Raw genomic sequence first — 11,722 nt, 5'->3', positions numbered from 1 at the left:
TGAGTTTGCTGGTCTTTACTCATCAATCACACTGAGATTTTAGTTTCAGTACAATTGAGTTGATGTCCAAAGATATGCCCCCTATTGTCACGTCTCTGGGGGCCATATTGTTGTTCCCAAATCAACAAGGCAGATTCAATCTTGACCGAATATGATTCCCTTACTTTATGTGCCTCGCTGTACTGTTTCTAATTGACCAAAAGTTTTAGCAGCAGTGCAACTAAACGAATTTTCAACAGCAAAGCTTGGCGGCGCCTAGCATACATTTTCAATAAAGGTCTTTTATGAATACGGTAGTTAATTACGAAACACAAGACACAATTGCCATTATTACCCTGAACAGTCCACCCGTTAATGGTTTGGGGCAGCCTCTTCGTCGGGCGATCAAAGAGGCTTTCGAAACAGCTTTGGCGGATGATAGTATTAAAGCGATGGTGATCAGTTCATCTGGAAAAATATTTTGTGGCGGTGCGGATGTGAGCGAATTTGGTTCACCATTAGCTTTTGCCGAGCCGAAGCTTCCAGAACTTTTAAATCAATTGGAAGCATCATCCAAACCTATTGTTGCGGCCATCAATGGCTTGGCGCTCGGCGGTGGTTGTGAATTGGCGCTAGCCTGTGACTACCGTGTCGCTCATGCTAAAGCCAAACTTGGTTTGCCAGAAGTTAATTTAGGCATTATCCCCGGTGCGGGCGGTACCCAGCGTTTGCCTCGTTTGGCAGCTGTTGAAACGGCCTTGCAGATGATAGTCACAGGCAAGGCTATCAGTGCAAAACAGGCTCTGGCCGGTGGTATTATTGATATGCTTGTTGATGAAGACAGCGACTTTTTAGCTGCGGTAATTGACTATGCCAAGACTTTGGTGGCCAATGGTGCTGCTGTTAAAAGTTGTGTAGATTTGAGTGTTGATGCCAATTCACTGCCCGAGAATTTGTTCGATGATTTTCGTAAAAGTATCGCACGTAAAACACGTGGTTTCCTTGCACCGGAATGCGCTATTCAAGCGGTAGAGGGCGCTTGTGAGCTGTCATTAAAAGAAGGTCTTGCGTTAGAGGAAAAGCTGTTTATGCAGTGTGCAGAATCACCGCAGGCACGGGCTCAACAACATTTATTTTTCGCTGAGCGTGCCGCCGTCAAAATTCCCGGTATCGATTCAAAAATATCAACCCGCCCGATTAATAAGGTGGCCATTATTGGCTCTGGTACTATGGGTGGCGGTATCGCTATGAATTTTCTCAATGCCGGTTTCGAAACTACTATTTTGGATTTGAATGCCGAAGCCTTGGAGCGCGGGTTGGGTGTGGTTCGAAAGAATTATGACATCTCTGTCAAAAGAGGCAGGATAACAGGCGCCGAAGTTGACGAACGCATGGCCTTGTTGAAATCCACTTGTGATTATAGTGATCTCGGCGAGATGGATTTAGTCATTGAAGCCGTTTTCGAAAATATGGAGGTTAAGAAAAAAGTATTTACCGCACTAGATGAAGTTTGTAAGCCGGGTGCGATTCTGGCTAGTAATACTTCCACACTTGATGTCGATGAAATTGCCACTGCTACTTCTCGCCCTAGTGATGTTATTGGTTTGCATTTTTTCAGTCCAGCCAATGTAATGAAGCTGTTGGAGATTGTTCGAGGAGAGAAAACAGCGGATGATGTATTGGTTACGTCCCTAAAACTGGCAAAAACTATCGGTAAAGTTTCAGCTGTTTCGTCAAATAGCTGGGGCTTTATTGGTAACCGTGTGCTAGAACCTTATGGTCGTGAAGCCGCACGCTTAATTCTTGAGGGAGCCAATCCGGCACAAGTGGATAAAGTGTTAACCGACTTCGGTTTGGCGATGGGACCTCTCAGTATGAATGACCTTGCGGGTATAGATATTGGTTATTTTGCTCGTCAGGCTGAAAAGGATAAATATTATTCACGTGATCCATCATATGCTGCGATTTCTGACAAGTTGTGCGAATTAAAACGTTTTGGTCAAAAAACCGGACGAGGTTTTTATATTTATGAGGGTCGCGATAAAAAACAAGATCCTGAAGTCATGGAGTTGGCTGCTGAACTGGCAAAGCAGCATGGCGTCACTCAACGCGATATTTCTGATCAAGAAATTTTAGAGCGTACAATTTATATGTTAATCAACGAAGGCGCCCAGATACTAGAAGAAGGAGTTGCCTATCGATCCGGTGATATCGATATCATTTACTGCAATGGTTACGGCTTTCCTGCTTACCGTGGTGGTCCAATGCAATACGCTGATGAAATTGGTTTACAAACGGTTGTTGATGCTCTTGAAAAACATCGTAATTCACTGGGTGAATACGGTGAAGAATGGTTTAAACCAGCCTCTCTGCTGAAAAAATTGGCTGCAGAGGGCAAGTCTTTTAAAGATTTTAGTCAATAAGGTTTGTCTCCATCCACGTAGAGTTTTTAATTAACAATGAAAAATATTAAGAGAGTAAGAACATGAAAGATGCTGTTATTGTTTCTGTAGCGCGTACCCCCATTGGCAAAGCTTATCGTGGCGCCTTCAATAATTTAGAAGCACCAAGTTTGTCGTCATATGCGATTGAAGCCGCTGTTGAGCGCGCAGGTATTGATCCCGCTGAAGTTGATGATTGTATTTGGGGTGCGGCTATTCAACAGGGTACTCAATCGACTAACTTAGGGCGTAATGTGGCGATGGCATCTGGCTTGCCCGCTAGTGTTGCAGGTATGACGATTGATAGGCAGTGCTCATCCGGATTGATGGCCATTGCCACAGCTGCGAAACAAGTTGTCTGTGATGGTATGTCTGTGGTTGTTGCCGGTGGCTGTGAATCAATTACTTTAGTACAAAACGAAAAAATGAATATGGATCGTGTGGTTGACCCTAAAGCCATTGCTCATACACCGGATTTATTTATGCCCATGCTCGATACAGCAGAAGTTGTTGCCAAGCGCTATAACATATCCCGTGAGTCGCAAGATGAATATGCTGTGCAATCGCAAGAGCGCACGGCGGCAGCTCAGGAAGCGGGTAAATTTGACGATGAAATCGTACCGGTAACCGCGACTAAAGCGATCTTTAATAAAGAAACCAAAGAAACCACTTTTGAAGAAGTGACTCTAACGAAAGATGAAGGTAACCGTCCTGGCACTAACAGCGAATCTCTCAGTGGTCTTAATGCGGTGCGTGAAAACGGTACCATTACCGGCGGCAATGCGTCACAACTTTCTGATGGTGCTGCAGCAGTGGTTGTTATGGATCGTGCTCTGGCTGAAGAGCGCAAGCTTAAGCCGCTCGGTGTTTACCGCGGTATTAGTGTTGCCGGCTGTGAGCCAGATGAAATGGGTATTGGGCCAGTCTTTGCTATTCCCAAGCTACTTGAAGCCAATGGTCTAACCATGGACGATATTGGTCTTTGGGAGTTGAATGAAGCCTTTGCTGTGCAAGTTATCTATTGTCGCGATAAATTGGGCATCCCGAATGATCGTTTGAATGTCAACGGTGGTGCTATCTCAATTGGTCATCCTTATGGTATGAGCGGTGCGCGTATGGTAATGCATGCCTTAATCGAAGGTAAGCGTCGCGGTGTTAAATATGTGGTTGTGACTATGTGCGTTGGTGGCGGCATGGGTGCAGCGGGTTTGTTTGAAGTTTTATAAGCGGTTTTGATCCCTCTTGATAGAGGTGACAGTATTCACACGGCTTCTTAGCAGTCGTAAAAACGGCTTAATCAGTGAAAAACTTGTTTGGAGATAATTCTTGATAAATCTTTGTAATGATGGGGGTGTTTATACCATCACTATGACCAGCGATGGTAATACGATCTGTCCTGACTGGCAGCAGCAGATGCTAGCAATCCTTGATCAAGTGGAGACTGACTGCGGCGAGGATACCGCGTTGGTGATTACCGGCGAAAACAAGTTTTTTAATAATGGTCTCAATCTTGATGCCGTAAAAAAATTGAATGAATCTGATAATAAAGAATTTATACGAAACTTGCTGGAAATTTGTCGTCGTATTTTGATTCTTCCTTTTCCCACTGTAGCGGCGATTAACGGCCATGCTTTTGCTGGCGGCGCCTTTCTGGCTATGTCGGTGGATTACCGCATTATGCGTGAAGATCGCGGTTGGATTTGTCTCTCTGAAGTTGATGTCGGGGTTCCTATCAACAAACCAATGATGGATATCCTATCCGCCAAACTGCCGCCTGCCACGGTGCGTGATGCGGTTCTCACCGGTAAGCGTTATACAGCTGACGAGGCAATTGCAGCAGGATTTGTCGACAGTAAAGCAGCATCAGAAGTCCTACTGGATAAAGCCCTGGAGTTGGCGACTACTTTGGCAAGCAAAGAATCAGGCATCTTCAAAGAACTTAAGCAGACATTATATAAGGATCTGACTTGAAAAATAGTATGACCGATAGAGATGGTTTTAACCGGAGTAGTTGATAGCGAAGAAGTTTTTTGAGTCGTTTGATTGCATCAGCAAATGGTCAGCAACTATGAGTACACTAGGGCTAGAATTGCTTATAGCTATTTGCTCTTGAAATAAAACGTCTGTTGTCTGATGGTTTTGTGCTCTTGGGGCAATCATCATTATTCTCTTAGGGTATCTTCAATCAACAGATTTTACAGGTCTGTAGGTGACGACCTCGGAATAACCTTTCACCCATTGATATCGATCGATATTAATAGCAAAAATCACCACGTTATTGGTAGTTAATAGCTTCTCTAATGATGTGTTGCGCTCACCCAGCAACTTCGCAGCTTTAATTGCAGGCTCACCATCAAGTTCAATCGCATTGCCAAATGCACTGATGGCCAAGCCCTGAATGTGATCAGTATTATTACCCGTCCTGTTATCCCATAGTAAAGTGACATGACTATGGCTCCGGATATTTTCAACTTTATAAGTGTGACCAAGGGATGCAATATAGATTTGATCGAGGTCTTTAGAAAAAGCATAAGCCATCAAATGTAAGCCAAGCTCTGGTTCGCCCTGTGTGGCAAGCACGCACTGTGCCTGCTGATCTAAGAGTGAGGCGATGGCATCTTTCACTTAATTATCACCCTCCTGAGAGTTATTGTCTGGATTATCGTAAAGCCGTTGATAGCGCCGCTTTGCCCAAAAGTTATAGACTAAGTCTGCCACTGATCCGATTAATGGCCAGCGCAACCAAGTCAGTAAAAAACCGAAACGGGTATATTGCCAAGCAGCGATATTAGCATCTAGTCCAGTTAAAAACTCGCCATCAGAATTTTTTAGATGCAGAACAGTCAGTAGATCCTGTTTATTCGGTAAATCTGACTCTTCCTGTAGTAAATGAATATCTTGTAGTTGCAGTTGCCCGTTACTGTGCTTTTTTAATTTCTGCATTTCCGCAGAACATAAGGGGCATTGGCCGTCGTAGTAGAGAATCTTGCTTGGCATAATCAGAACCCGAATAGAAAGTTTATACAGTGTCTAGAGTACGTTCAGTCAGCTCAGATGGATGCTAAATGCGCACTTTCTGACGGGCAAGAGATCTAGGTCTACAGATAATGCCTTGATTAACTTCACACCTGTTATAGGCTCTGGTCACTCCTTCCGTGACAATAGTTATACCACTTTTTATAGCTTCTATATCTTGAGTATAAGAAACACCAATATATTAAATCCAACATTCAGCATTCTTTTAGCTTTGCTTTATAGTGTTTATTAAGGCTGAGAGAACGATTGTTATCATTATTTGACGAGTTAATGTCTAGGTATTGTTTTGCACCAAGACCACACGTTTAGCGTATCTAGAATGACTAAGTCTGAAGCCGTTTCAAAGTGATGTTTTATGTGGATAGATATAGATGATTTGATCACACCGACGGTCGGTGTCCCCCAAGATTGGCAAGCCTTTAAGCTGGAAAGCGTCAAGCAAGAGGAAGAGGGCGTAATACCTGCTGTGATTGGTGATGATAAGGATAGGCCGCGGGATAATCTTGCTATTCTTCATCGCAGTCTCAAACAGTCGCACCAGCTTTCAGAGACGCAGGAGAAGCAGTACTTTGTTAGGCTGCAGAATATCGTTAGCCAAATAGCTCTCGATTTGGTTCATTGTCGCCAAACCCGTCAGACCTTGGTGGCCTATCTAACTTCCATAGCTAGCAAACAAACCCCATTGGATCAGGGGCTTTCCACTAAAGCGCATCGTTTATTAATGACCGATATTAAGCAGATGGTTGAGTCTTTAGAAGGGTATGACAAGGTGTTGGAGTTAGCGAATCAGCTAGAGAAATATTCTGCGAATAATGCCGCTCAGCTGATTAAAAAGTTAACCTTGGTTGACTGGCCTCATCAGCTGGTGCTGGCAATTGCTCAGAGTCGGTTTGCGCTTAGCCAGCCTGATCAATGCTCTACTTATTTAACCGCCTTTTCTAGTTATCTAAGGCTTATTTCTTATGATGTAAAAAAACAAGCTAGTCAGACGGATCCTGATGCTGAACAAAATATGGCGTCACTGATTGAGCAATATTTCCAGTGTAGAAATTTATTGGTTAATCACAACTTGCGGCTTGTCTATCATATAGCTAAAAAGCATGCGTCAAGCCCAAGGGATATTTCGGATATTTTGCAGGAAGGCGTGTTTGGTTTAATCAGAGCGATAGAGAAATATAAGCCCCAGACGGGTTACCGTTTTTCAACTTATGCCTATAACTGGATTGATGCAAAGTGTCGGTTGACGCTAACAGGGCAAAAAGGATTTATGCGGCTACCCACTTCAGCGACCGCGGATTTAAGTGAGTTGCGTAAAACGGCAGCGAACCTCCAGAGTCAGGGCAAGCTTGTTACACCAATAAATGTAGCAGCCAATTCTGAATTAAGTGAACCTCGGGTTAAAACTCTGTTGGCATTAAATAACAATGCTCTGTCAATTGATCAGCCAATGATTAATCAGGAGCAGGCACTAACTCTATCGAATGTGTTAGCTGATCGTGAGCAGGAGGTAACGGATTCAGTATGGCAGGAAGAACTCAAGCAAAAGGTAGATGTCATGCTGGAGAATTTAACCGAGAGAGAGGCGTTTATTCTGATTCATCGATTTGGTCTTAAGGGTGTCGCGGCTCAGTCCTTGGAATTAATTAGCAAAAATATAGGTCTAAGTCGGGAGCGAGTTCGTCAGATTGAAAAGAAGATTCTTGCTGATTTACGAGAGCTAGTAGAAAAGCAAGACCTGCAATAATAAATGCCCTAACACAACCATTTTAGCTCAGTGATCTGCCATCAGTTCTAATGCGTAGAATGACTATTAGCCATTCTAAATCATCAGCTCGGGCAAGTAATATTGGGTGTCAATCAGCATAATCATAGCTATCAGCAGGCTTCTTATAGTATTGGTGTAGTGTCAAGGCTGACTGGCATATCGATTCATTGTCTCAGAACATGGGAGCGTCGTCACGGTCTGGGGTCATCTAGGCGAACTCCGGGAGGGCAGCGTGAATATAACAAGGTGGATCTAGACCATTTGGCAATGATCAAGCAATTGGTCGATAGTGGAATGAGAATTAAGGATATTGCCAGCCTGCCTCAAAAAACACTGACTGTGATAGCCAATAATATGGCTGCCGAGACTAACAGTTGCCAAGAGCCTCTTCAAACTGTGATTATTGGTAAAGATATTACGACATTGCTAAAGCAGCACCGCAATCGCTATCCCAGTTTATCAGTAGAATTTCCAACGCTTCCCCCAAAACAGTGGTTGCTAGAATGTGTGCAATCTTCAACGGTACAAATTCTGATTATTCAGTTAACTAAAATTGATAACATGATGCTGAAGCATCTGATTCAAATCAGGCAGCGTGGTTGTAGTGTTTTTATTGTCGGTCACATAACCGGTAAATCCAAGCTTGAGCAATTAGCTAATAGCGGCATTGATTTGCTTGTGCCGCCAGTTGATTTGGGGTTGTTAGATAAAGTGACTGCTAAGGCCAAAAAACAGCAAGCTTATATTTCGAATTTACATGATAGCAGTCGTGAATTTAATGTGCCGTTGCCGTTCGCTGTTCCCAATTATTTTACTGATGAAGCTCTCACTGAGGTGGCAAAAAAAACCAATGCCATCACTTGTAAGTGCCCCTCTCATCTATCCGAATTGATTCGTTCCTTAAATACCTTCGAGCAGTATAGCCAGCAGTGTGGAGCGAATAGTTGGAAAGAAGCTTCAATACATGCCTGTATCTATGCCTATACAACGCAGGCCAGAAATTTAATGGAAAAAGCGTTGTTAGCGGCCATAGACGAAGATGGGTTGGAGGGGTTGAAGCTAGATTCGGTCTGAGTGATAGTGTCTTTAAAGTCATACTGCCGTCGACAACAATACCCCCACCGTTTTATAACTGCTACCGTTGCAAGCCAGATAAAGAAACCGCCCATAGGTTTGGCATGACGTTGCGTGGGAATGGCTTCAACTACCGATATCTCTATCATTGCCCAAGGTGGCGCTGCGCTCTTGCACTTGTTCCACCACGCGCATAACAGCGGCGGCAATCTCAGCGGGAACCTCCTCTTGCAGAAAATGACCTCCAGAGGTTTCGGTAACTGGGGCGTCAGGAAAGTTTGTTTTCATAGTCGGCAAAACCTTGGTCAAAATCGGATCATTCATCCCCCAAACGATCTCTGTTGGAATATTGAGACTTGCAACATAGTCCTCTATGACACGCATCTGGGATGCGCTAGGATGATTCGGTCCATCCGGCACCATACGCATTAGCCTGAGAGGCGCTTTACTATTACCGCTTTCTGCTAACGGTCGGCTGTATAACTCAAGCACCTCAGATGGCAGCGAGCCTGGGTCATTTTGCGTATTGGGCATCATGTCAAAGATCGACACCAACACCTCTAACATCAGCTCACCCAGCACTGGCGCTTTAGCCAAAGCGTGGGGGATTGAGAGATTCTGCGCCTCTGTGGGGGCATTTAGGCCTGTGTTCAGAATCACCGCTCCCTTTAGCAACCCAGGCTTGAGAGCCAGTGCACCCATACCAATGGGTCCGCCCCAGTCCTGCCCAACGAATACCAGTTCTGACAACTGTAACTGCTTAATGACGCTAGCGATCCAACGCATATGATTCTCTAAAGTATGCTGACTTACAGATGTCTTGCTGGAAAAGCCCAGACCAATGATGGTCGGCATGATTAACCTTACCTGCTGATCTTTGAGTTCTGTGGCAACCTGTCTGTATAGAAAACCAGAGGTGGGATTTCCATGCTGTAGGTAAACGGGAAATCCATTACCCACCTCAAGTACATGGACTTTGATTCCTGGTTCTACCTCGATAAGATAGCTTTTGTAGTCATCGGTCACGAATGGGAGCGCGTAGTCAGGCAAAGGAAACGCTTCAAATGTACCTACTTCTAGTGAAACCTCTCCCCGCCCATTCGGCGTAAATTGCTGGCCATCACGCGTGATTGTGAACGCTGTTATCAGCCCAGCGAAAACCAGCAAGCTGACCAATCCGATAGTAAAACTTCTACGTGTCATGAGTTCGTCTCCCCTTACATAGGCTTTGCAGTCAATGGCCAAACTTGGCACTAAAGATTGTATCAGAAGAATAGAGTAGATAGATGGAGGTTCAGATGAGACAGTTACTCCCATTCAATAGTTGCAGTTTATGAAAGCCTTGTTTGGCAAGAGCTTGCGAGGGGTAAATCTGACTTTAGAAATCGGTTACAAATTTTTCTGAATGGCTCTGGAATTTTAATCAAGCTAACTATAGCTCTAAAGGACACTAGGTAAGTTAGCTTTTTGGTAAGCTGCGTACATTGTCATATTCACTGGCATAACTTACAATTAGTTCGGCATCGAATGGTATGGTTCGACAGACTATCGTACTTAACCTGACCATTAGTACTGTATAATCTGATAGAGAAAATGATAATGACAAATTCCCCCAGCTTCGACCTGATTGTCTATGGTGCCACCGGTTTTACGGGCCGTTTAATTTGTGAGCATCTTAATGCTACCTACGGTGTTAATCGGGATATTAATTGGGCAATGGCAGGGCGAAGTCGGTCAAAGTTGGAGCAAGTGCGCAACGAGTTAGGTTTGGATACTACCGTTGCATTGTTAGTTGCTGATACCAACGATAAGGCTTCGCTGAATAAACTGGTATCCATGACTAAAGTCTTAATCAGTGCTGTTGGTCCTTACCAGAACTATGGTTCTGATGTTATTAAAGCCTGTGTTGAAAATGGCACCGATTATGTCGATTTATGTGGTGAGCCGGCATGGATGCATCAAATGATTGGTGAATATAACACCGCGGCAAAAAGTACCGGCGCAAGGATTGTATTCTCCTGCGGTTTTGATTCAATTCCTTTTGATATGGGCACTTATTTTTTGCAGCAAATAGCGCAGGAAAAACTGGGTGGCCCGGTTTGTAGAATTAAATGTCGTATTCGGAATATGAGTGGCATGGCATCAGGCGGGACAGTAGCTAGTTTCAAAGCTACGATGGCGGCAGCTGAAAAATCCCCTGAGTTAATTGATGTGCTGGTTAATCCTTTTGCTCTAACAGAAGGATTTACTGGTCCAGAACAACCTCCGGGTGATAAAAAAATCTTTGAAGACGATATTAATAGTTGGTCGGGACCGTTTATCATGGCTACGATTAACACCAAAAATATCCACCGTTCTAATTTCTTGTTAGGTCATCAATACGGTGAAGATTTTGTGTATGACGAAATGGTATTGTTGGGTTCTGAAGAAAAGCCCAAAAAGCCGGGAGAGATGGGTTTTGATATGTCTCTAAAACCTGGTGAAGGCCCGAGCAAAGAGCAGCGCGAAGCGGGGTTTTACGATATTGTTTTTTACGGAACCGCCAGCGATGGTCAAACCATTCAGGTCTCGGTAAAAGGTGATATTGATCCCGGCTATGGTTCTACCTCAAAAATGATTGCTGAAGCCGCGATATGTCTACTGGAAAACACCGAGACATCCGGTGGATGCTTAACGTCTGCCCCCGCTATGGGTGCGTCTCTGATTGAGCGTTTACAAAACCAAGCTGGGCTTATTTTTACTGTAGAATAAGATTATTTTGGTTATGGCTGTTGCGCCAAATGCTAGTCAGCCAAGAGAAGGTTATTTTTAAATTATCGCAACGGTGGTTACCGATTTTACTTCGTTGATGACTACATAAGTATGCGTTTGGGCGATGCCGGGTGTTGTTGCCAATTGCTCACCTAAAAACCGCTGATAATCCTGCATATCAACGACCCGAATTTTAATTAGATAGTCAAAATTTCCAGCTACCATCTGGCATTCTTGTACTTCAGGCATGCCCCGCATATGTTGATCAAAATTTTTCAGAGCTTCGGTTGAGGTGCTATTCAGTGACACCTCTATATACGCGCATAACTTCTTTTCCAGTTTTGATGGGTCGAGTAGTGCGACATAGCGATCAATAAATCCATCGGCTTCCAGGCGTTTAACCCGCTCAAGGCAGGGGGTTGGGCTAAGGTTGGCGTATCGTGAAAGATCTACATTAGAAATACGCCCATCACGCTGCAGCTTATTCAGTATACGGCGGTCTGTTTTATCTAGTTGCGCAAGCGTTCTGCTCATGGCGATCACATCCTGTTGTTCACAAACTGCTTAAAGGCGGGCTTCACAGATATAAAATATCAGTAACATCTTGTTAGGCAGGATTATATATCGTTTATTTAAAAAATATGAAATCTAATATTATTGTGGTTTTGGCACAATG

The 11,722-nt window shown here is 44.0% G+C and carries 10 protein-coding genes; 6 read left to right on the top strand and 4 right to left on the bottom strand.

Annotated elements, in window-relative coordinates:
* Positions 1 to 284 precede the first annotated feature (284 nt).
* The 3 genes from AACP44_RS06865 (at position 285) to AACP44_RS06855 (ending at position 4,391) form a co-directional block, all read left to right on the top strand.
* Entirely contained in the window at positions 285 to 2,402 is a 2,118-nt protein-coding gene (locus tag AACP44_RS06865) for a 3-hydroxyacyl-CoA dehydrogenase NAD-binding domain-containing protein (protein ID WP_339339736.1), read from the top strand.
* Positions 2,403 to 2,464: 62 nt separating this feature from the next.
* On the top strand, positions 2,465 to 3,646 hold the full coding sequence (locus AACP44_RS06860) for an acetyl-CoA C-acyltransferase (protein WP_339339735.1): 1,182 nt from the start codon (positions 2,465 to 2,467) through the stop codon (positions 3,644 to 3,646).
* A gap of 100 nt (positions 3,647 to 3,746) precedes the next feature.
* Entirely contained in the window at positions 3,747 to 4,391 is a 645-nt protein-coding gene (locus AACP44_RS06855; protein ID WP_339339734.1) for an enoyl-CoA hydratase/isomerase family protein, read from the top strand.
* 210 nt (positions 4,392 to 4,601) lie between these two features.
* On the opposite strand, the gene AACP44_RS06850 is transcribed toward AACP44_RS06855, so the two are convergent.
* Together AACP44_RS06850 and AACP44_RS06845 are read right to left on the bottom strand one after the other, a co-directional pair.
* Entirely contained in the window at positions 4,602 to 5,045 is a 444-nt protein-coding gene (locus tag AACP44_RS06850) for a pyridoxamine 5'-phosphate oxidase family protein (protein ID WP_339339733.1), read from the bottom strand.
* Positions 5,046 to 5,417 carry a DUF393 domain-containing protein gene (locus AACP44_RS06845; RefSeq protein ID WP_339339732.1) on the bottom strand — a complete coding sequence of 124 codons (372 nt, stop codon included), beginning with the start codon at positions 5,415 to 5,417 and terminating at the stop codon, positions 5,046 to 5,048.
* A 394-nt stretch (positions 5,418 to 5,811) separates the two neighbouring features.
* On the opposite strand from AACP44_RS06845, the gene AACP44_RS06840 reads away from it, so the two are divergent.
* Together AACP44_RS06840 and AACP44_RS06835 are read left to right on the top strand one after the other, a co-directional pair.
* Entirely contained in the window at positions 5,812 to 7,200 is a 1,389-nt protein-coding gene (locus AACP44_RS06840; RefSeq protein ID WP_339339731.1) for a sigma-70 family RNA polymerase sigma factor, read from the top strand.
* Positions 7,201 to 7,302: 102 nt separating this feature from the next.
* A complete protein-coding gene (locus AACP44_RS06835; protein WP_339339730.1) occupies positions 7,303 to 8,295 on the top strand; it encodes a MerR family transcriptional regulator in 993 nt (330 codons plus the stop codon).
* Positions 8,296 to 8,421: 126 nt separating this feature from the next.
* Here the strand turns inward: AACP44_RS06835 and AACP44_RS06830 are convergent, their stop codons facing one another.
* A complete protein-coding gene (locus AACP44_RS06830) occupies positions 8,422 to 9,498 on the bottom strand; it encodes an alpha/beta fold hydrolase (RefSeq protein ID WP_339339729.1) in 1,077 nt (358 codons plus the stop codon).
* Positions 9,499 to 9,894: 396 nt separating this feature from the next.
* Here AACP44_RS06830 and AACP44_RS06825 point away from each other — a divergent pair, with 396 nt between their 5' ends.
* Positions 9,895 to 11,046 carry a saccharopine dehydrogenase NADP-binding domain-containing protein gene (locus AACP44_RS06825; protein ID WP_339339728.1) on the top strand — a complete coding sequence of 384 codons (1,152 nt, stop codon included), beginning with the start codon at positions 9,895 to 9,897 and terminating at the stop codon, positions 11,044 to 11,046.
* Between the two features lie 57 nt (positions 11,047 to 11,103).
* Here the strand turns inward: AACP44_RS06825 and AACP44_RS06820 are convergent, their stop codons facing one another.
* Positions 11,104 to 11,580, bottom strand: coding sequence for an Lrp/AsnC ligand binding domain-containing protein (locus AACP44_RS06820; RefSeq protein ID WP_339339727.1), 477 nt, complete (start codon positions 11,578 to 11,580; stop codon positions 11,104 to 11,106).
* Positions 11,581 to 11,722 lie beyond the last annotated feature (142 nt).

Source organism: uncultured Oceanicoccus sp., assembly GCF_963968385.1.
In the GTDB taxonomy this organism is placed as follows: domain Bacteria; phylum Pseudomonadota; class Gammaproteobacteria; order Pseudomonadales; family Dasaniaceae; genus Oceanicoccus.
The sequence above is the reverse complement of the archived record's forward strand: the minus strand, read 5'-3'. Positions and strand labels throughout refer to the sequence as shown.

Excerpts from the sequence above, each read along its gene's own strand:
- AACP44_RS06825 (WP_339339728.1), top strand. The coding sequence starts at position 9,895 with ATGACAAATTCCCCCAGCTTCGACCTGATTGTCTATGGTGCCACCGGT.
- AACP44_RS06860 (WP_339339735.1), top strand. The coding sequence starts at position 2,465 with ATGAAAGATGCTGTTATTGTTTCTGTAGCGCGTACCCCCATTGGCAAA.
- AACP44_RS06845 (WP_339339732.1), bottom strand. The coding sequence starts at position 5,417 with ATGCCAAGCAAGATTCTCTACTACGACGGCCAATGCCCCTTATGTTCT.
- AACP44_RS06820 (WP_339339727.1), bottom strand. The coding sequence starts at position 11,580 with ATGAGCAGAACGCTTGCGCAACTAGATAAAACAGACCGCCGTATACTG.
- AACP44_RS06865 (WP_339339736.1), top strand. The coding sequence starts at position 285 with ATGAATACGGTAGTTAATTACGAAACACAAGACACAATTGCCATTATT.
- AACP44_RS06830 (WP_339339729.1), bottom strand. The coding sequence starts at position 9,498 with ATGACACGTAGAAGTTTTACTATCGGATTGGTCAGCTTGCTGGTTTTC.
- AACP44_RS06840 (WP_339339731.1), top strand. The coding sequence starts at position 5,812 with ATGTGGATAGATATAGATGATTTGATCACACCGACGGTCGGTGTCCCC.